Source organism: Pseudorhodoferax sp. Leaf267 (genome assembly GCF_001422405.1).
Lineage (GTDB): Bacteria > Pseudomonadota > Gammaproteobacteria > Burkholderiales > Burkholderiaceae_C > Pseudorhodoferax.
This window is the reverse complement of record NZ_LMMV01000021.1, coordinates 385,251-404,088: the sequence shown is the minus strand read 5'-3', so window position 1 is coordinate 404,088 and position 18,838 is coordinate 385,251. Positions and strand designations below refer to the sequence as shown.

Below are 18,838 nucleotides of genomic sequence, written 5' to 3'. Positions count from 1 at the left end.
CTTTTGTTTTGGTTCCCGGCGCGATCAGTCGATGAGCTTGTTCTTGAGCGCGTAGTAGGTCAGATCGCTGTTGGAGCTCAGGTTGAGCTTCTCCATGAGCCGTGTGCGGTAGGTGCTGACGGTCTTCACGCTCAACGACAAGGTCTTGGCGATATCGCCCGCTGTCTCGCCCTTGGCCAGCTTCAGGAACACCTGGAACTCGCGCTCGGACAACTGCTCGTGAGGGGCTTCATCGCCCTTGCGATTGATCTGCTGCGCCAGCAATTCAGCGACCGCTGGTGTGATGTAGCGCCGGCCCATGGCCACGGTGCGGATCGCGTTGACGATCTCCATCGGATCGCATTCCTTGTTCAGGTAGCCGCTGGCGCCCTGGCGGATCAAGTTCATCGCGTAATGTTCTTCCGGGTAGCCCGAAAGGATCAGGATGCCCAGGTCGGGTGCCTTCGCGCGAATCATGGCCAGCACGTCGATGCCGGTCTGCCCAGGCATGGACAGGTCCATCAACAACACATCCATCTCGGTGTTGCGCACCAGGTCGATGGCTTCGCGGCCACTTGCCGCTTCACCGACGACACGCAGATCCACATGATCCGAAAAGAACTGCCGCAGCCCGGACCGCACGATGGCATGGTCATCCACAATCCCGATTTTGATCATCTGGCTCTTTCCGTGAAGAGTGTTGTTGCTATCGGCTGAGTTGTACCGGCGGGTGCATTTCGCGTCTGTAGGACAGAAGCGTGATTTCCGCGGCGCAGGCGCCCAGGTACAGGGCGCGCGAGGTGTTTGGCGACGGCGCCGACACTCCAACCTGTCGATCTGCTTGGTGCGGGTACGGGCCGCACCGCCGTCAGCAATCGACTGTAGGTGTGCAGGGTGACAGCGCGACGACATGGCCCTGCATTCAGGGCCGAAGCACGTGACTTATTCACGATCATTTGATCCGTCGCAAGCGCTCAGCCCAAAGCCCGCGCGCGTCGCCCCGCCACGGGATAGGACGGGTCGGAATAACCGGGTGTGGACGGATGGCCGATGGGCACCAGGCTGTCGATGAGTGCCTCGTCTTCCCTCGTGAGTTGCGCGTCGATGGCGGGCAGGTAGTCCTTCCACTGCGCCAGGGTGCGTGGGCCGGCGATGACCGACGATACGGTGCCGCTGCCCAGCACCCATGCGGTGGCAAATTGCGCCAGCGTGATGCCACGCGCCAGCGCATGCGCCTGCAGTTGCTGCGCGATGCGCAGGGATTCTTCGCGGAACTCGGTTTCCAGCACGCGGCGGTCGCCACGGCCGACGCGGGTGTCCGCTGCCGGTGCAACGCCCGGAGCGTACTTGCCGGACAGCACGCCTCGCGCGATCGGGCTGTAGGGCACGACGCCGATTCCATGGTGGTGGCAGGCCGGCAATACCTCGACCTCCGGCATGCGGTTGAGCAGGTTGTAGTAAGGCTGGCACACGACCGGGCCGGGCATGTGGAGCCGCGCTGCCATGTGCACCGTTTCGGCAATGCGCCAGCCTCGAAAGTTGGAGATGCCCCAGTAGCGGATCTTGCCGGCGCGCAGCATGGCGTCCAGCGCGCGCAGCGGCTCTTCCAGGTCGAGGCCGTCGAAGTCGCGGTGCAGGTAGTAGATGTCGATGTAGTCGGTCTGCAGCCGCCTCAGGCTGTTCTCCACCTCCGCCAGCATCCAGCTGCGCGCGTAGTGGCTGTGGTTGACGCGATCCGACATCTTGTTGCCCACCTTGGTCGCCAGCACCCAGTCATGCCGTGTGGCGGGCAGGATCCGGCCCAGCATCTCCTCGGAGGCGCCCTGGGTGTAGACGTCGGCCGTGTCGATGAAATTCACGCCATGGGCATGGGAATGGGCCACGATGTCGGCTGCTTCTGGCTGCTCGGTCTGGTCGCCGAACATCATGGTGCCCAGGCACAGCGAAGAAACTTTCAGCGGGCTCTTGCCGAGGTTGCGGTACTGCATGGGGGTCTCGGCGCTCGCAACGCCTGCGTGTGGAAGAACCGCCCATCGTAGCCCGTTTGCCGCCGGCCGCCATCGGGCCGGCGATCGACCAAACGCCAACACCGCCCGACGTAAGCGTCAGGGCGGTGCAAATCTATCAAGTGAAGGAGGGTGGCGCGCCGGGCGCCGCCAGCTCAACGCGCCAGGAGGGCGTCGAGTTCCTTGCAAGAGGGTGCGCAGACGGCCTGCGACTTGCCCACCACCTTGCGGGTGCCCAGCTGCGATCGCAGGCGGTGCTTGCCGCACAGGAAGCACGACATCGTGGAGCCGCCCATCGAAGTACCAGCAGTGAAGGGCGAACCGGAGACCTTGGACTTGTAACGTAGCCCATCGGCCAATATTGCGGTTTTTGCTTCAGCTTTGGCCATTGGCAGAACTCTCCCTGGGTGATTGCATTGCGCGCTGGATGACGGCCCTGGCTTGTTGCTCGGCCGCCATGGATGCATCCAATGGCGAACGGCACAGGCCAGCGACCTCGTAATGCGTATTTTCGTACAACTCGGCCGCCGCCGGATGCGCACTCAGCAATGCCCCCAACGCATCGCCCGGCTTCGCTGCCGAAAGCGCCTGCGACAAGTGCGATACGACGTTCGCATACTGGGCGGGATCGACACGGACAGCGCTGCCTTCCAAGCGGTCGAGCAAAGCTGCCAGAACGCGCAAGGGCACCAAGTCCGTGTGCTGTGAGGAGGATTGCAGAGTGTTCATGTCTCTGGAGATGAGGGAGGAGGCTGCAAATTGCAAGCACCGCCCCATCCGCAAAGAGAAAGGCCCCGCACAGATGCGAGGCCTTTGCTTGTCTTTGGCTCCTCAACCTGGGCTCGAACCAGGGACCTACGGATTAACAGTCCGGCGCTCTACCAACTGAGCTATTGAGGAACGGTAGCCCATGATTATAGCCAGCTTTTTGGCCTTTTCGGGAGGCGCGCTTGTCGCCGCGCAAAAAAATGGATCAGCGCGTGGCGGCCTGCGGCGTCATGCCGGGCGGCGGCCCTTTGTGACCCAGCGCGAAACCGAGTTGCACGACGCCTGCGGCCAGGCCAAGCGCCGCACCGGTCTGCCACGCCAGGGTGTAGTTGCCCAGCAGGTCATAGACCAGCCCACCGCCGAACGCACCAAGGAAGCTGCCGACCTGGTGGCTGCAGAAGGCCACACCGGCCAACATGGCCTGCCAGCGCAGGCCGAACGTATCTGCGATCCAGCCCGACACCAACGGTGCCACGCCCAGCCACAGAAAGCCCATGACCGAAGCGAACACCAGCGTGCTCTCCACCGTGGGCAGGGTGCGGAAGTACCAGACCAACACCAGCGAGCGCACGAGGTAGATCATGCCCAGCAGCGCCTGCTTCGGCCAACGCCCGCCGGCCCAGCCGAAGAACAGGCTGCCCAGCACGTTGAAGCCGCCGATCAGGCCCAGCGCCTGCGCGCTCAGCATCGGATCCATGCCACACAGGTCGAGGTAGGAGGGCAGGTGCGTGGTGAGGAACACCAGCTGCATGCCACAGACGAAATACGCCAGCGCCATGACCACGAAGGGGTGGTGCCGCAGCGCCACACCTAGGGCTTGGCGCGCGTTCTGCTGCACGGCGCCAGCCAGCGGCACAGAAGCAGGAATGCGGTCGGCCCGGCCGGCGAACCAGGCGGCCGGCAGCATGGCCAGAGCCAGCACCACGAAGGCCGCCACGCCCATGCGCCAACCGTGTGCCTGGCTGACCACCTGGCCCAGCGGTGCAGCGACCAGCGCGCCCAGCGAGCCGGCGGCCGACACCAGGCCCAGGACCATGCTGCGGTGCGTGGCGGGCACGGCGCGCGCGGCCACCGCCATGGCCAGTGCGCTGCCGGTACAGGCCATGGCCGCGCCGATGGCGATGCCCGCGCCCAGCAACACGCCCAGCAAGCCCTGGGCGCAGGCCAGCAGCACCAGCCCGCAGAGGTAGAGCACCGACCCGCCCAGCAGCAGCGGGCGGAAGCCCACACGCACAGCCAGTGCGCCGGCGAACGGTTGCAGCAGACCCCAGGCCAGGTTTTGCACCGAGATGGCGATCGTGAAGTCCGACACCGAGATGCCGATGTCGCGCGTGAGCGGCGGCATGAACAGGCCGAGGCTCTGGCGCAGGCCCATGGCCATGCTCAGCATGAGCGAGGCGCCGATCAGGATCGGCAGGGCGGGGCGCAGGGCGGTCCAACGGGACATCGCTTGTTACTCGGTAGTGGGCGCAGCCAGCATAGCCCTGCGAATGCGCGCAGGCCTGTCGCCTGCGCGGCCCGTCAGAACGGCGCGGCGTGCTCGAAGCGCATCGGCGCCCCATGCACCGGATGCGCCAGCGCCAGGGCACAGGCATGCAGCAGCAGACGCGGCGCGCGCTGCTGCACGGCTTCGCCCGCATACAGCGCATCGCCCAGGATGGCATGGCCCTGCGCCGCCAGATGCAGACGCAACTGGTGCGAGCGGCCGGTGATGGGCTCCAGCGCAAGCCGGCTGCAGTCGGCATCGGCGTGCAACAGGCGCCAGCGCGTGCGGCTGGGCTTGCCTTTGACCGGATCGACGATGGACAGCGGCCGGCGTGGCCAGTCCAGGCGGATCGGCAAGTCGATCAGGCCCCAGCCGTCGCTGGATGCAGGCAAGGCCCAGCAGCCATGGACCACGGCTTCATAGCGCTTGGCGATCTGGCGCGATTCGAAGGCCATCGACAGGGCGCGCTGGGCAGCCGGGCCGCGCGCCATCAGCATCAGGCCCGAGGTGGCCATGTCGAGGCGGTGCACGATCAGCGCGTCGGGGTAGACCTGCTGCACGCGCGTGGACAGGGCGTCCTGCTTGTCCGGCCCGCGCCCCGGCACGGCCAGCAGGCCGGCCGGCTTGTCCAGCACCAGCAGCGCCGCGTCGGCGTGCAGCACGCGCAGGTCCTGCATCAGCCGGGGCTGCTGTCCTGGATCAGGCGCTGTACGGTCGCGCACAGTTCCTCGACATCGTTGGGCTTGTGGATCAGCGCGCGCGCACCTTCGGCCATGGCCTCTTCCTCGATGTCGGCCGTGACGTAGCCCGACGCCAGCGCCACGGGCAGGTCCGGCCGGATGCGGCGCGCCTCGCGCACCAGGTCGACGCCGCAGTAGCCGGGCATGTTGTAGTCGGTGACCAGCAGGTCGTAGGCCTGCGGGTGCTCCTGCAGCGCGGCGGCGGCGGCATGGGGATCGGAGAAACCGCTGACGCGAAAGCCGCGCCGCGTCAGCAGGCGGTCCACGAGAAACACCAGCGCCTGGTCGTCGTCCACGTACATGACGTGCTGCCCCTGGCCCTGGATGGTGGCGGCGGGTGGCGCCGGCTCGCTCGGCGGCGGTGCGGTTTCCGCCTGCGCCAGCGGAAAGTACAGCTTGAACACGCTGCCCTGGCCCGGCGCGCTGTGCACGTCCACGGCCCCGGCGTGGCTGCGCATCACGCCGTGCACCACGGCCAGGCCCAGCCCCGTGCCCTGGCCGACTTCCTTGGTCGTGAAAAAGGGTTCGAAGATGCGCTCCTGCGTGGCCTGGTCCATGCCCTTGCCGCTGTCGCGCACGGCCAGCGTCACGTAGTGGTTGTCCGCCAGGCCCAGGCGCGCGCACTGGGCCGCGCTCAGCTGCTCGTTCTCCAGTTCGATGCAGACCGAGCCGCGCAGCTCCCCGATGGACTGGATGGCGTTCGTGCACAGGTTCAGCACGGCCTGCTCGACCTGCGTGCGGTTGGCCAGCACGGGCGCGATGCCGGGGTGCACGTTGAGCTGCAGGTCCACGGCCGGCGGCAGCGTCACGCGCAGCAGGCGCTCGGTCTCGACCACCACCTCGGCCAGGTCCAGCGAAGTGCGCTTGGGCGCCTCGTTGCGGCTGAAGGTGAGGATCTGGCGCACGAGGTCGCGTGCGCGGCGGCCGGCCTTGTCGATCTCGCGCAGGCTCTCTTGCGCCGCGGCGTTCAGGCCGGCGTCCTCGCGCGCCAGCTCCACATTGCCCAGGATGGCATGCAGGATGTTGTTGAAGTCGTGCGCGATGCCGCCGGCCATCGTGCCCACGGCCTGCATCTTCTGCGACTCGCGCAGCTGGGCCTCCAGCGCGTTGCGCTGCGCGTCGGCGCGCTTGCGGCTGGTCAGGTCGCGGGCGAACAGCGTGGTGGTGTCGCCGAAGGCCACGCTGATCTCCACCGGCACGACCTTGCCGCCGGCAGAGACGGCCGTCATCTCGCCGAGCAGCGCCTGCGTGGAGATCTGGTGCATGGACTCCAGGGCCTCGGCCGCATCGGGAAAGAAGCGCTCAAGCGGGCTGCCCAGCGCCTCGGCCGGCGGGCATTGCAGCAGCGCGGCGGCGGTCGGGTTGAAGACGGTGATGCGCTGTTCGCGGTCCACGCACAGGATGGCGTCCAACGATGAATTGATGATGGCCTCGAGCCGGCTTTCGCTGTTGCGCAGCTGCTCGTTGCGCTGCTGCAGCTCGGCGCCGCTTTGGAGCAGCGCGCGCCGCTCCGTCAGCAGCGGCCCCTGGTCGATCACGGCGCAGATGTAGTGCGTGATTTCCTGCGCGTTGTCCAGCCGCGCGATGTGCAGGTCGCCCGTGATGAAGCCCTGCTCGCCGATGGCGAACACCACTTCCTTGGCCTCGCTGTGGCCCTGTTCGCGCGCCTGCCGGAAGGCCGCGCGCACCGTTGCCTCGCTGCCCGCGCTGACGAAAGGCATCAGGAAGTTCAGCGGCCGGTCGCGCTCGGTGGGCTGGAACGAGCGCTGGGCCATGGAGTTGCTCTGCACGACCAGGTCGTGCTCGTCGATCACCATCAGGGCCAGCGGCACGCTGGAGAACAGCGTCTCGAAGCGTTCGGACGCCGCCTCGGCCATGGACTGGCTGTAGCGCAGGACCTTGTTCTGGCTCTCCAGCTCGGCCTGGTAGTTGCGCAGGTCGCGGATCAGCTGGGGTAGCTGGTAGCCCTCGATGGCCGTGTCCGCCACGGGCGGTGGCGGCGGCGGCACATTGGGGCGGCGGCGTGCGGGCATCACGGGCGCATCCCCCGCCTGGCGCGCAGGGTCAGGCCTGGGCGTAGTCCACCACCGGCACGCAGCTGCAGAACAGGTTGCGGTCGCCGTACACGTTGTCGATGCGCGCCACGGGCGGCCAGTACTTGGCACGCCGCAGTGCCGGCAACGCGAACGCGCCGAGTTCGCGCGGGTAGGGGCGCGTCCACTCGGGCTGCAGCAAACGGGCCGCCGTGTGCGGCGCGTGCTTCAAGGGGTTGTCGTCCTGTGGCCATGTACCGTTCTCGATCTGCGCAATCTCAGCGCGAATCGCCATCATCGCATCGATGAAACGGTCCAGCTCATCCAGCGTCTCGCTTTCGGTGGGCTCCACCATCAGCGTGCCGGCAACCGGGAAGCTCAGCGTGGGCGCATGGAAGCCGTAGTCGATCAGCCGCTTGGCCACGTCCTCTGCCGTGACGCCGCTGGTCTTGGCGATGCCGCGCAGATCCAGGATGCACTCATGCGCCACATGGCCGTTGGCACTGGCGTACAGCGTGGGAAAGTGGTCCTTGAGCCGCGCGCTGATGTAGTTGGCCGAGAGGATGGCCGTCTCGGTCGCCTGCGTCAGACCGTCGGCGCCCATCATGCGGCAGTACATCCAGCTGATCGGCAGCACCGCTGCGTTGCCCAGCGGAGCCGCCGAGACCGCGCCCACGCCGCCATGGTCCAGCCCTGCCGTGTCGTGGCCCGGCAGGTAGGGCACGAGGTCTTCGACCACGCAGACCGGTCCCACGCCGGGCCCGCCGCCGCCGTGCGGAATGCAGAAGGTCTTGTGCAGGTTCAGGTGGCTCACATCACCACCGAACTCACCCGGCGCGGCCACGCCGACCAGCGCGTTCATGTTGGCGCCGTCCACGTAGACGCGGCCACCGTGCCGGTGCACCAGCGCGCACAAGTCCTTGACCTGGGTCTCGAACACGCCGTGCGTGCTGGGGTAGGTGATCATCACGCAGGCCAGCTTGTCGGCATGCTGTTCGCACTTGGCCGCCAGGTCGGCCATGTCCACATTGCCCTGGGCATCGCAGGCCGTCACGACCACGCGCAGGCCCACCATCTGCGCGCTGGCCGGGTTGGTGCCGTGCGCGGAAGACGGGATCAGGCACACATCGCGCTGCGCGTCGCCGCGCGCCTTGTGCCAGGCGCGGATGGCCAGCAGGCCCGCGTACTCGCCCTGCGAGCCGGCATTGGGTTGCAGGCTGATGCCGGCATAGCCCGTGGCCTGGCTGAGCCAGTCGCACAGCTGGCGCTCCAGCGTCGCATAGCCCTGCAACTGGTCGCGTGGCGCGAACGGGTGGATGTGCGCAAACCCGGGCCAGGTGATGGGGATCATCTCGCTGGTGGCGTTGAGCTTCATCGTGCAGCTGCCCAGCGGGATCATGCTGCGGTCCAGCGCCAGGTCCTTGTCCGACAGCGCGCGGATGTAGCGCAGCATCGAGGTCTCGCTTCGGTGCGTATTGAAGACCGGGTGCTCCATGAACACACTGCTGCGCCGCAGGGCGGCCGGGATGCGCGTGTCGGCATCCTCGAACGCGGCGAAAGCCGGCACCGCCGCAGCGTCGCCCGCGAACCAGGTCCACAGCGAGACCACGTCCTCGCGGGTCGTCGTCTCGTCCAGCGCGACCGACAGGCAGCCCTCGGCAATGGCCCGCAGGTTGGCATGGCCACGCTGGGCCCGGTCCAGGATGGCGTTGGTCGCATCACCGGTGCGCACGGTCAGCGTGTCGAAGCCGGTGGCGCTGGTGATCTCCAAGCCCATCTGCGCCAGGCCGCGCGCCAGGATGGCAGACAGCCTCGCCGTGCGCTCGGCGATGCGGCGCAGGCCATCGGGGCCGTGGTAGACGGCATACATGCTGGCAATGACGGCGGGCAGCACCTGGGCCGTGCAGATGTTGGACGTGGCCTTCTCGCGCCGGATGTGCTGCTCGCGTGTCTGCAGCGCAAGCCGGTACGCCGGCTGACCTTCGGCATCGATGCTGACGCCGACCAGGCGCCCGGGCAGCGAGCGCTTGAACGCATCGCGGCAGGCCATGTAAGCCGCATGCGGGCCGCCGTTGCCCATGGGCATGCCGAAGCGCTGCGTGGTGCCGACCACGATGTCGGCGTCCCATTCGCCAGGCGGCGTGAGCAGGGTCAGCGCCAGCAGATCGGCGGCCACGCAGAAGGCCGCGTCCTTGGCGTGGGCCGTGGCCACCAGCGCGCGCAGGTCGTGCACCGTGCCGTCGGTTGCCGGGTATTGCGCTAGCACGCCGAAGCAGTCGCCGTCCTGCAGCAAGGCTGCGATGTCGCCGACCACGACCGCGATGCCCATCGGCTCGGCGCGCGTGCGCACCACCTCGATGGTCTGCGGATGGCAGTCGGCCGCCACCAGGAAGCGGTTGCTCTTGCTCCTGACGCTGCGCTTGGCCAGCGTCATCGCCTCGGCGGCGGCCGTGGCCTCGTCCAGCATGGAGGCGTTGGCGATCGCCATGCCGGTGAGGTCCGTGACCATGGTCTGGAAGTTGACCAGAGCCTCCATGCGGCCCTGGCTGATCTCGGCCTGGTAGGGCGTGTAGGCCGTGTACCAGGCCGGGTTCTCCAGGATGTTGCGCAGGATCACGCCGGGCGTCAGCGTGCCGTGGTAGCCCTGGCCGATGAAGCTCTTGAACACGCGGTTTTGCTCGGCGATGGCGCGCAGTTCGGCCAGCGCCGCGGCCTCGCTCACTGCAGGCGGCAACTGCATGGGCGTGCTGCGCGCGATGCTGCGCGGCACGATGCCCGCGACCAGCTCCTGGCGCGAGAAGGAGCCGACCGCAGCCAGCATGCGCGCTTCGTCATCGGGCGTGATGCCGATGTGGCGGGCGATGAATTCCGAGGGGTTTTCCAGCTCGGCAAGGGGCGTGGCGCGGGTCGGCATGGCGGGTCAGTTGTTCGCGGCGAAGGTGTTGTAGGCGGTCTCGTCGAGCAGCGCGTCGAGTTGCGAGGCATCGGACAGCTTGACCTTGAAGAACCAGCCCGCGCCCGTGGGGTCGGTGTTGGCCAGGGCCGGGTCAGCGCGCAGCGCTTCGTTGACCTCGGTCACTTCGCCGGCCACGGGCATGTAGACATCGGCCGCGGCCTTGACGGATTCGACGACGCCGGCCACGTCCTTCTGCGCCAGCGTCTTGCCGACTTCGGGCAGATCGACATAGACCACGTCGCCCAGCGCGTCTTGCGCGTGCACGGTGATGCCGACGGTGGCGATGTCGCCCTCGACCTTGAGCCATTCGTGGTCTTCGGTGTACTTGATCATGGTGTGTCCTCGGGTTGAGCGTGGTGGCGTGGATGGTTCAGCCGCGGTGGTAACGCGGCGGCAGGAAAGGCATGGGGCTCACCTCCATGGGCACGGCCTTGCCGCGCACCATGGCGTGCACGCGTGTGCCGGGTGAAGCAAACGCCGTGCGGACATAGGCCATGGCGATGGGCTTGTCCACGCTGGGGCCGAGCAGGCCACTCGTCACTTCGCCGATGGCCTGGCCGTCGGTGGATTGCACAGCCGTGTGCTCGCGCACGGGCACGCGCTCCAGTGCGATGAAGCCCACGCGCTTGCGTTCGATGGGCGTGGTGCCGGCCAGCTGGCCCAGCACCTTGTCGGCGCCCGGGAAGCCGCCCGCGCGCTCGCCGCCGGCGCGCCGCACCTTCTGCATGGCCCAGTTCAGGCCGGCTTCGACCGGGCTGGTGGTGGTGTCGATGTCGTTGCCGTACAGGCACAGGCCGGCTTCCAGCCGCAGCGAATTGCGTGCGCCCAGGCCGATCGGCTGGACCTCAGGCTGGGCCAGCAGCGCGCGGGCCAGGGCCTCGGCCCGGTTGGCGGGGACCGATATTTCAAAGCCGTCTTCGCCGGTGTAGCCGCTGCGGGTGATATAGAGCGGCGCGCCGTCCCAATCGAAGGCGCCACCGGTCATGAACACCAGCCGGGGCACGCCCGGCACCAGGCGCGCCAGGGCGTTGACGGCCTTGGGGCCCTGCAGGGCCAGCAGGCCGTGATCGGGCAGTGGCACCACGTTGCAGCGCGTGCCGATGCGGGCCTGGATGTGGGCGATGTCGGCCACCTTGCAGGCCCCATTGACGATCACGAACAGATGGTCGCCGCGGTTGACGAACATCAGGTCGTCCAGGATGCCGCCGGCATCGTCCAGCAGCAGGCCGTAGCGCTGCTTGTCCAGGCCCAGGCCTATCACGTCGACCGGGATCAGGCTTTCGAAGGCGGCCGCCGCTTCGGGGCCGCGCAGCTGCAGCTGGCCCATGTGCGAGACATCGAACAAGCCGGCCGATGCGCGCGTGTGCAGGTGCTCGGCCATGAGGCCGGCGGGGTACTGCACGGGCATGCTGTAGCCGGCGAAGGGCACCATGCGGGCGCCCAGTTCGATGTGCAGCGCGTGCAGCGGGGTGTGGAGCAAAGCGTCCGTGGACATGGCGGATTCCTCGAGGCAGATACACGGCATGGCGCACGCGCACCATGGGCTGCCTCGCTGTCCGCTTTACCTGAGAGATTCGCCGCCTGCGCGGTTTGCCCCTTCGGTGGATCCACACGGGGTGGACCTCTCTCCAGTGAGGAAGGTCGAACGACCTGGGTCAGTCCTTTTGCCTGAGCGTTTGGACGGCTGGGTCCTGCGCCTTCGGCGGCCCTTGCAAGAAGGGCTCTCTCCTGACCGGGCGCATTCTACTGAGCTTGCTTGCGCGCCAGGCGTGCCGCAAAAGAAAAGGGCGCCTTGCGGCGCCCTGGTGGGCATCACATGCCCGAGTAGTTCGGCCCGCCGCCGCCCTCTGGCGTGACCCAGACGATGTTCTGCGTCGGGTCCTTGATGTCGCAGGTCTTGCAGTGCACGCAGTTCTGCGCATTGATCTGCAGCCGGTCCTGGTTGTTCTCGGTCTTCACGAACTCGTACACGCCGGCTGGGCAATAGCGCGACTCGGGGCCGGCATATTTGGCCAGGTTGATGTTCACCGGCACGCTGGCGTCCTTGAGCGTCAGGTGCGCCGGCTGGTGCTCGTTGTGGTTGGTGTTGCTGATGAACACGCTGGACAGCCGGTCGAACGTCAGCTTGCCATCGGGCTTGGGGTAGACGATGGGCTTGCAATCGGCAGCGGGCTTGAGGTAGGCGTGGTCGGGTTTGTCGCGCTTGAGCGTCCAGGGCACGTTGCCCTTGAGCACGAACTGCTCCACGCCGTTCATGATGGTCGCGACCGTTAGGCCCTTCTTGAACCAGGCCTTGAAGTTGCGCGCCTTGCGCAGCTCGGTGTAGAGCCAGCTCTTCTCGAAGGCCTCGGGGTAGCTGGCCAGTTCGTCGTGTTGGCGGCCGGCGGTCACGGCGGCGTAGGCGGCCTCGGCGGCCAGCATGCCGGTCTTGATCGCGGCATGGCTGCCCTTGATGCGGCTCACGTTCAGGTAGCCGGCCTCGCAGCCCACCAGCGCGCCGCCCGGGAACACGGTCTTGGGCAGCGACTGCAGGCCGCCGGCCGTGATCGCGCGGGCGCCGTAGCCCAGGCGCTTGCCGGGCTTGATGCCATTGGCTTCGTCGCCCTCCAGGTACCAGCGGATGTTGGGGTGCGTCTTCCAGCGCTGGAATTCTTCGAACGGGCTGAGGTAGGGGTTGCTGTAGTCCAGCCCGGTGATGAAGCCCAAGGTGACCTTGTTGTCCTCCATGTGGTAGAGGAAGGCGCCGCCATAGGTGTTGGCGTCCATGGGCCAGCCAGCCGTGTGCAGAACGAAGCCAGGCACGTGGCGCTTGGGGTCGATCTCCCAGACTTCCTTGACGCCCAAACCGTAGGTCTGCGGGTCGCGCCCGGCATCGAGCTTGAAGCGGGAGATGAGCTGGCGGCCCAGGTGGCCGCGCGCGCCTTCTGCGAACACCGTGTACTTGCCGTGCAGCTCCATGCCGATCTGGAACTCGTCGGTCGGCTCGCCGTCCTTGCCCACGCCCAGGTTGCCCGTGGCCACGCCCTTGACGGAGCCGTCGTCGTTGTAGAGCACCTCGGCGGCCGCGAAGCCGGGGAAGATCTCCACGCCCAGGTTCTCGGCCTGCTGCGCCAGCCACCGCGTGACATTGCCCAGGCTCACGATGTAGTTGCCGTGGTTCTGGAAGCACTGGGGCAGCAGGAAGGCCGGCGTGCGCACGCTGGCCTTTTCGCCCAGGAACACCATGGCGTCGTCGGTCACGGGCTGGTTCAGCGGGGCGCCGTCGGCCTTCCAGTTGGGCAGCAGCTCGGTCAGCGCGCGCGGGTCCATGATCGCGCCCGACAGGATGTGGGCCCCGGGCTCGGAGCCCTTTTCCAGGACCACGACAGAAACGTCCGTGCCCTTCTCGGCGGACAGCTGCTTGAGCCGGATGGCGGTGGCCAGGCCTGCAGGGCCGCCGCCGACCACGACCACGTCGTACTCCATGGCCTCGCGGGGACCGTACTGGGCCAGGATTTCTTCGTTCGTCATGTAGGGTGTCTCGATCTGTTGGTTGGCGCAAAAACGCCGGATTTTATTCGCGGCCCCACGTCTTCACAGGAGACGCCTAGGCGACACAATGGTTCGCTTGTCGATGTCCACCACAAGAGGTTCTTCCATGGCTTACAGCATCGATCTTTCCGGCCGGGTGGCGCTGGTCACGGGGGCGTCCAGCGGGCTGGGCGCGCAGTTCGCACGTGTCCTGGCGCGGGCCGGTGCTGCAGTGGTGCTGGCCAGCCGGCGCGTGGAGCGGCTCAAGGAGTTGCGCGCGCACATCGACGGCGAGGGTGGCGACGCCCATGTGGTCGAGCTGGACGTGACCGACCCGCATTCGATCCGCGCCGCCGTGGCACGGGCGGAGACCGAGGTGGGCTCCATCGACATCCTGGTCAACAACTCGGGCGTGGGTGCATCCCACAAGCTGGTCGACGTGACGCCCGAGGACTACGACGACATCATGAACACGAATGCGCGAGGCGCGTTCTTCATGGCCCAGGAGGTGGCCAAGCGCATGATCGCGCGCTCCAGCGGCGTGGCGCCGGGCAGCTTCACGGGTGGGCGCATCATCAACGTGGCGTCCATGCTGGGCCTGAAGGTCATGCCGCGTGTCGGCGTCTATGCGATGAGCAAGGCCACCGTGGTGCACATGACGCGCGCGATGGCGCTGGAGTGGGGCAAGCATGGCATCAACGTGAACGCCCTGTGCCCGGGCTACATCGACACCGAGATGAACCACGATCAGTGGTCCACGGATGCGGGGCGCAAGCGCATCGAGATGCTGCCGCGCAAGCGTGTGGGCAAGCCCGAGGACCTGGACGCGCTGATCGTCATGCTGGCCAGCGACCAGAGCCATTTCGTGAACGGCGCGGTGATCGCGGCGGACGACGGCTTTGCCGCCTGACGGCTACTTCTGCTTCGGCACGCGCCCCATCAAATAGAACTCGGCGTTCGGCTGCATGCCGGTGAAGCTGGCCATGCGGTTGGACAGCCCGAAGAACGCCGTGATGGCGCCGATGTCCCAGGCGTCCTCATCGGTGAAACCGTGCGCGGCCAGCGCGGCGAAATCCGCATCGTCGATCTCGTGCGAGCGTTCGCAAACCTTCATCGCAAAGTCCAGCATGGCGCGCTGGCGCGGCGTGATATCGGCCTTGCGCCAGTTCACCGCCACCTGGTCGGCCACCAGCGGCTTTTTCTCGTAGATGCGCAGGAGCGCACCGTGTGCCACCACGCAGTACAGGCACTGGTTGGCCGCGCTGGTGGTGGTGACGATCATCTCGCGGTCGCCCTTGGTCAAGGGGCTGCTGCGGCCCACGCTCTCCGGGTCCATCAGCGCATCGTGGTAGGCGAAGAACGCGCGCCACTCCGCTGGTCGGCGGGCCAGCGCCAGGAACACATTGGGCACGAAGCCGGCCTTCTCCTGCACTTCGAGGATCTTGGTGCGCAGGTCGTCGGGTAGCGTGTTGAGGTCGGGCAGGGGGTAGCGATCGGTCATTGGGTGTCTCCATTCCGGGCAGGGTCGCGATGCGCTCTTGTACCACCGGCGCCTACGAGAGGCGTGCCGTCAGCCTGGCAGTGGCAGTGGCGGCGGCGGGCTGGAGGAGGCCTGCTCCAGCACGGCCAGGTCGCTTTCGTCCTTGAGCTCGACGCCGGTCAGTCCGCGGCGCAGCGCCTCGCGCAGCAGCCAGGCCAGCTTGAAGGCTGCGGCGTCATAGGCCAGGCCCTGCGGCCGCACGTTGGAGATGCAGTTGCGCTGCGCGTCGTGGCGCCCGCGCGCGGGGCCGTGCGTGAGGTAGATGCCCAGGCTGTCGGGCGACGACAGGCCGGGCCGCTCGCCGATCAGCATGGCGGCCATGCGCGCGCCGAGCGCCTCGCCCACCTCGTCGGCCAGGGCCACACGCGCCTGCGCGGCGATCACCACGGGCGCGATGCGCAGGCTGGCCGGCAACTGCGTGCGCAGCGCGGCCAGCAGCGGCACGGCGTGGCGCGCCACGGCCAGCGAAGAGAGGCCATCGCCGATCACCAGGCAGAGGTCGCAGCCGGCTGCGGCTTCGGCGCGCAGCTGCTGCGCGTGCTCGGGGTCGAGCTGGCGGCCCAGGTCGGGCCGGCGCAGGTAAGTGCCGCGGTCGGCCGCCTGGCTGCGCACCGTGCGCGTGGCCCAGCCGGCGGCCTGCAGTTCTGCGGCCAGCGCGTCGGTGTCCAGCGCGGCATGGATCGCGTCGCGCGCCATCGCATGCGCCCAGCCGAAGCGCAGCGTCTCGTCGGTCGGCATGCCCTGGCCGGCGCGGCCCAGGGCCAGGCGCGCGGGCGTGGCGGCGCGCCATTCCTGCCATGCGTCGGCTGTGATGCCGGTGGGCGGGGCCGTCATGCCGTGCCTCCCAAGGCGGGCAGCCCGCCCATTCCTTGCAGCAGGCCGTTGGCGGCCGGCGGCGCCAGCCGGCCCGCGCTGTCGGTGATCTGCATGCGCTGCAGCCAGGCCTCGAACTCGGGCGCGCGCTTCAGGCCCAGCGTCTCGCGCAGGAACAGCGCGTCGTGGAACGAGGTGCTCTGGTAGTTCAGCATCACGTCGTCGGCGCCCGGCACCCCGATCTGGAAGCTCAGGCCGGCCGTGGCCAGCAGCACCATCAGCGTGTCCATGTCGTCCTGGTCGGCCTCGGCGTGGTTGGTGTAGCAGATGTCGCAGCCCAGCGGCAGGCCCATCAGCTTGCCGCAGAAATGGTCTTCCAGGCCGGCGCGGATGATCTGCTTGCCGTCGAACAAATACTCCGGCCCGATGAAGCCGACCACGGTGTTGACCAGCAGCGGCCGGTAGCGCCGCGCCAGTGCATAGGCGCGCGCCTCGCAGGTCTGCTGGTCCACGCCGTGGTGCGCGTTGGCCGACAGCGCGCTGCCCTGGCCGGTCTCGAAGTACATGACGTTGTCGCCCAGCGTGCCGCGGCCCAGCGCACGCGCGGCGGCGCAGGCCTCGTCCAGCAGCTCGGGCGTGACGCCGAAGGACAGGTTGGCCCTCTCGGTGCCGGCGATGGACTGGAACACCAGGTCCACCGGCGCGCCGGCCTCCATGAGCCGCAGCGTGTTGGTCACATGCGTGAGCACGCAGGCCTGCGTGGGGATCTGGAAGCGCTGGATCACCTCGTCCAGGAGGCGCAGCAGCCGGTCGAGCACGGGCAGGCTGTCGGACGCCGGGTTCAGCCCGATCACCGCATCGCCTGCGCCGTACAGCAGCCCGTCCAGCGTGGAGGCGGCCACGCCGCGCAGGTCGTCGGTCGGGTGGTTGGGCTGCAGCCGCACGGCCATGTGGCCGGGCAGGCCGATGGTGTTGCGAAAGCGCGTGACGACCTGGCACTTGCGGGCCACGGCGATCAGGTCCTGGTTGCGCATGAGCTTGGAGACGGCGGCCACCATTTCGGGCGTGAGGCCGGGCGCCAGCGCCGTGAGCGCGGCCGTGTTTGCAGCATCGGACAGCAGCCAGTTGCGCAGGTCGCCCACCGTGAGGTGCGCCACGGGCGCAAACGCGGCGGCATCGTGCGTGTCGACGATCAGCCGCGTGATGTTGTCGTCTTCGTAGGGCACCAATGCTTCGATGAGGAACTGCGTGAGCGGCGTGTCGGCCAGCACATGGCGCGCGGCCATGCGCTGCTGCGACGTGGCGGCGCCGATGCCGGCCAGGTAGTCGCCCGAGCGCGCCGGGCTGGCGCAGGCCATGACCTGGCGCAGGTCGTCGAAGGCGAAGACCTGGGTGGCGATGGTGGTGCGGTAGCGCATGGCAAAGACCTGTGGGCAGGGTCAGTGGGTTCCCGACAACATAGCATCGTGCGCGGCGGCTGCACGCTGGCTGGCCGTGAGCCTGAAATAGCCGTAGGCCAAAGCCATCAACGCCAGGAACAGCAGCGACAGCATGGTGTTGAACCACACCATGGCGCCCAGGCAGACCAGGCCCAGCCCCAGCGCAATGGCCGGGAACACGGGGTAGAACGGCGCGACGTACGGGCGGTGCAGGCCGGGCTCGCTGCAGCGCAGCTTGAACAGCGCGGCCATGGAGATCAGGTACATCACGATGGCGCCCAGCACGGCCATGGTCACGATGTTGGCTGTCAGCGTCTGGCCGCCGAAGGTGATCCACTCGTCGCTGAAGATGGCGGCCACGCCGATCACGCCGCCGGCCACCAGCGCACGGTGCGGCGTGTCGAAGCGCGGGCTCAGCGCCGCGAAGTAGGCCGGCAGGTAGCCGGCGCGCGCCAGCGCGAAGATCTGGCGCGAGTAGCCCATGATGATGCCGTGGAAGGACGCGATCAGCCCGAACAGACCGATCCACACCATCATGTGCAGCCAGCCGCTGTTGGCGCCCACCACCACCTTCATGGCCTGCGGCAGCGGGTCGTTGATGTTGGCCAAAGTCCGCCAGTCGCCCACGCCGCCGGCGAAGACCATCACGCCGAAGGCCAGCACCACCAGTGTGACGATGCCCGTGGTGTAAGCCAGCGGGATGGTGCGGTGCGGCTCGCGTGCCTCCTCGGCCGCCATGGCCGCGCCCTCGATGGCCAGGAAGAACCAGATCGCGAACGGGATGGACGCGAAGATGCCGGAGATCGCCTTGCCGTCCAGCACGTCGCCACCGGCCCAGCCGTGGGCCACGAAGTTGGCCATGGACCAGCCCGGCGAGACCACGCCCATGAACACCACCAGCTCGAAGATGGCCAGCAGCGTGACGAACAGCTCGAAGGTGGCGGCGATGCTGACGCCCACCCAGTTCAGCGCGATGAAGATCACGTAGGCGCCCAGCGCCAGCATCTTCGGGTCGATGCCCGGGAACTGCACGTTGAGGTAGGCGCCGATGGCCAGCGAGATGGCCGGCGGCGCGAACACGAACTCCACCAGTGTGGCGAAACCGGCGATGAAGCCGCCCGTCGGCCCGAAGGCGCGGCGCGCATAGGCGAAGGGGCCGCCGGCATGCGGAATGGCGGTGGACAGCTCGGTGAAGCTGAAGATGAAGGTCGTGTACATAGCCGCCACCAGCACGGTGGCGACCAGGAAGCCCAGCGTGCCGGCGGTGTTCCAGCCGTAGCTCCAGCCGAAGTATTCGCCCGAGATCACGAGCCCCACGGCGATGCCCCAGAGCTGCAGCGGCCCCAGGACTTTCTTGAGATGGCCGGTGGCCGGGACGGATGCAGCAGCAGCGGTGGGGATGGCACTCATGGCAGCAGGGCTCGGGCAGAGCGTGGAGGAGGAATGTGTCAATTGCAGCAGCGCAGCCGCGGCGCCGCTATCCGGTTTCGGAAAATCTGGCGCCCGGGCGTTCGTGCGGGGCGCGTACCGATGGTGTGGCACTGCTTTTGCGTATACCTTCGCACTGC

At 67.9% G+C, this 18,838-nt stretch carries 16 protein-coding genes, 1 tRNA gene and 2 riboswitches; of the genes, 1 reads left to right on the top strand and 16 read right to left on the bottom strand.

Annotated features, from left to right (window positions below):
* Positions 1-24: 24 nt before the first annotated feature.
* From ASF43_RS18995 to ASF43_RS18940, 12 genes are all read right to left on the bottom strand, one after another.
* Positions 25-639 (bottom strand): response regulator transcription factor, encoded by a 615-nt coding sequence (locus tag ASF43_RS18995; protein ID WP_235578311.1) that lies wholly within the window; start codon positions 637-639, stop codon positions 25-27.
* Positions 640-953: 314 nt separating this feature from the next.
* Positions 954-1,967: an aldo/keto reductase gene (locus ASF43_RS18990; RefSeq protein ID WP_056184247.1), complete on the bottom strand. Its 1,014-nt coding sequence runs from the start codon at positions 1,965-1,967 to the stop codon at positions 954-956.
* Positions 1,968-2,140: 173 nt separating this feature from the next.
* Positions 2,141-2,374 (bottom strand): hypothetical protein, encoded by a 234-nt coding sequence (locus ASF43_RS18985; protein WP_056184245.1) that lies wholly within the window; start codon positions 2,372-2,374, stop codon positions 2,141-2,143.
* Positions 2,361-2,714 carry a hypothetical protein gene (locus ASF43_RS18980; RefSeq protein WP_082498016.1) on the bottom strand — a complete coding sequence of 118 codons (354 nt, stop codon included), beginning with the start codon at positions 2,712-2,714 and terminating at the stop codon, positions 2,361-2,363. Before ASF43_RS18980 ends, ASF43_RS18985 begins: the two co-directional genes overlap by 14 nt.
* Before the next feature lie 95 nt (positions 2,715-2,809).
* A tRNA-Asn gene (locus ASF43_RS18975) sits at positions 2,810-2,885 on the bottom strand.
* A gap of 73 nt (positions 2,886-2,958) precedes the next feature.
* Positions 2,959-4,200, bottom strand: a complete 1,242-nt coding sequence (locus tag ASF43_RS18970; protein WP_056184241.1) for an MFS transporter — start codon at positions 4,198-4,200, stop codon at positions 2,959-2,961.
* 74 nt (positions 4,201-4,274) lie between these two features.
* Positions 4,275-4,916, bottom strand: coding sequence for a pseudouridine synthase (locus ASF43_RS18965; protein WP_056184239.1), 642 nt, complete (start codon positions 4,914-4,916; stop codon positions 4,275-4,277).
* Positions 4,916-7,012 carry an ATP-binding protein gene (locus tag ASF43_RS18960; protein WP_082497966.1) on the bottom strand — a complete coding sequence of 699 codons (2,097 nt, stop codon included), beginning with the start codon at positions 7,010-7,012 and terminating at the stop codon, positions 4,916-4,918. Before ASF43_RS18960 ends, ASF43_RS18965 begins: the two co-directional genes overlap by 1 nt.
* Before the next feature lie 31 nt (positions 7,013-7,043).
* Entirely contained in the window at positions 7,044-9,926 is a 2,883-nt protein-coding gene (gene gcvP / locus ASF43_RS18955; RefSeq protein WP_056184237.1) for an aminomethyl-transferring glycine dehydrogenase, read from the bottom strand.
* 6 nt (positions 9,927-9,932) lie between these two features.
* Complete coding sequence (gene gcvH / locus ASF43_RS18950) at positions 9,933-10,301, bottom strand: glycine cleavage system protein GcvH (RefSeq protein WP_056184235.1); 369 nt, start codon at positions 10,299-10,301, stop codon at positions 9,933-9,935.
* A 37-nt stretch (positions 10,302-10,338) separates the two neighbouring features.
* Positions 10,339-11,463 carry a glycine cleavage system aminomethyltransferase GcvT gene (gene gcvT / locus ASF43_RS18945; protein ID WP_056184233.1) on the bottom strand — a complete coding sequence of 375 codons (1,125 nt, stop codon included), beginning with the start codon at positions 11,461-11,463 and terminating at the stop codon, positions 10,339-10,341.
* Positions 11,464-11,510: 47 nt separating this feature from the next.
* Positions 11,511-11,610, bottom strand: a riboswitch (glycine riboswitch).
* A gap of 4 nt (positions 11,611-11,614) precedes the next feature.
* A riboswitch (glycine riboswitch) is annotated at positions 11,615-11,709 on the bottom strand.
* 71 nt (positions 11,710-11,780) lie between these two features.
* Positions 11,781-13,478, bottom strand: coding sequence for an electron transfer flavoprotein-ubiquinone oxidoreductase (locus tag ASF43_RS18940; protein WP_056184231.1), 1,698 nt, complete (start codon positions 13,476-13,478; stop codon positions 11,781-11,783).
* Positions 13,479-13,605: 127 nt separating this feature from the next.
* Between ASF43_RS18940 and ASF43_RS18935 the strand changes: the two genes are divergently transcribed.
* Positions 13,606-14,388, top strand: a complete 783-nt coding sequence (locus tag ASF43_RS18935) for an SDR family oxidoreductase (RefSeq protein ID WP_056184230.1) — start codon at positions 13,606-13,608, stop codon at positions 14,386-14,388.
* A 3-nt stretch (positions 14,389-14,391) separates the two neighbouring features.
* On the opposite strand, the gene ASF43_RS18930 is transcribed toward ASF43_RS18935, so the two are convergent.
* The 4 genes from ASF43_RS18930 to eat all read right to left on the bottom strand — a co-directional run bounded on the left by ASF43_RS18930 (position 14,392) and on the right by eat (position 18,680).
* Entirely contained in the window at positions 14,392-14,979 is a 588-nt protein-coding gene (locus tag ASF43_RS18930; RefSeq protein ID WP_056184228.1) for a peroxidase-related enzyme, read from the bottom strand.
* Positions 14,980-15,048: 69 nt separating this feature from the next.
* The gene (gene eutC, locus ASF43_RS18925; protein ID WP_056184226.1) at positions 15,049-15,852 is read right to left on the bottom strand and encodes an ethanolamine ammonia-lyase subunit EutC; all 804 of its coding nucleotides are present in this window, start codon (positions 15,850-15,852) and stop codon (positions 15,049-15,051) included.
* The gene (locus ASF43_RS18920) at positions 15,849-17,249 is read right to left on the bottom strand and encodes an ethanolamine ammonia-lyase subunit EutB (protein WP_056184223.1); all 1,401 of its coding nucleotides are present in this window, start codon (positions 17,247-17,249) and stop codon (positions 15,849-15,851) included. Before ASF43_RS18920 ends, eutC begins: the two co-directional genes overlap by 4 nt.
* 21 nt (positions 17,250-17,270) lie before the next feature.
* Positions 17,271-18,680: an ethanolamine permease gene (gene eat / locus ASF43_RS18915; RefSeq protein WP_056184222.1), complete on the bottom strand. Its 1,410-nt coding sequence runs from the start codon at positions 18,678-18,680 to the stop codon at positions 17,271-17,273.
* Between the last annotated feature and the right edge of the window lie 158 nt (positions 18,681-18,838).

Bases quoted from the DNA above. Each gene is read 5' to 3' on its own strand.
- ASF43_RS18990 (WP_056184247.1), bottom strand. From the start codon at position 1,967: ATGCAGTACCGCAACCTCGGCAAGAGCCCGCTGAAAGTTTCTTCGCTG.
- ASF43_RS18985 (WP_056184245.1), bottom strand. From the start codon at position 2,374: ATGGCCAAAGCTGAAGCAAAAACCGCAATATTGGCCGATGGGCTACGT.
- ASF43_RS18980 (WP_082498016.1), bottom strand. From the start codon at position 2,714: ATGAACACTCTGCAATCCTCCTCACAGCACACGGACTTGGTGCCCTTG.
- ASF43_RS18970 (WP_056184241.1), bottom strand. From the start codon at position 4,200: ATGTCCCGTTGGACCGCCCTGCGCCCCGCCCTGCCGATCCTGATCGGC.
- ASF43_RS18965 (WP_056184239.1), bottom strand. From the start codon at position 4,916: ATGCAGGACCTGCGCGTGCTGCACGCCGACGCGGCGCTGCTGGTGCTG.
- ASF43_RS18960 (WP_082497966.1), bottom strand. From the start codon at position 7,012: ATGCCCGCACGCCGCCGCCCCAATGTGCCGCCGCCGCCACCGCCCGTG.
- gcvP (WP_056184237.1), bottom strand. From the start codon at position 9,926: ATGCCGACCCGCGCCACGCCCCTTGCCGAGCTGGAAAACCCCTCGGAA.
- gcvH (WP_056184235.1), bottom strand. From the start codon at position 10,301: ATGATCAAGTACACCGAAGACCACGAATGGCTCAAGGTCGAGGGCGAC.
- gcvT (WP_056184233.1), bottom strand. From the start codon at position 11,463: ATGTCCACGGACGCTTTGCTCCACACCCCGCTGCACGCGCTGCACATC.
- ASF43_RS18940 (WP_056184231.1), bottom strand. From the start codon at position 13,478: ATGACGAACGAAGAAATCCTGGCCCAGTACGGTCCCCGCGAGGCCATG.
- ASF43_RS18935 (WP_056184230.1), top strand. From the start codon at position 13,606: ATGGCTTACAGCATCGATCTTTCCGGCCGGGTGGCGCTGGTCACGGGG.
- ASF43_RS18930 (WP_056184228.1), bottom strand. From the start codon at position 14,979: ATGACCGATCGCTACCCCCTGCCCGACCTCAACACGCTACCCGACGAC.
- eutC (WP_056184226.1), bottom strand. From the start codon at position 15,852: ATGACGGCCCCGCCCACCGGCATCACAGCCGACGCATGGCAGGAATGG.
- ASF43_RS18920 (WP_056184223.1), bottom strand. From the start codon at position 17,249: ATGCGCTACCGCACCACCATCGCCACCCAGGTCTTCGCCTTCGACGAC.
- eat (WP_056184222.1), bottom strand. From the start codon at position 18,680: ATGAGTGCCATCCCCACCGCTGCTGCTGCATCCGTCCCGGCCACCGGC.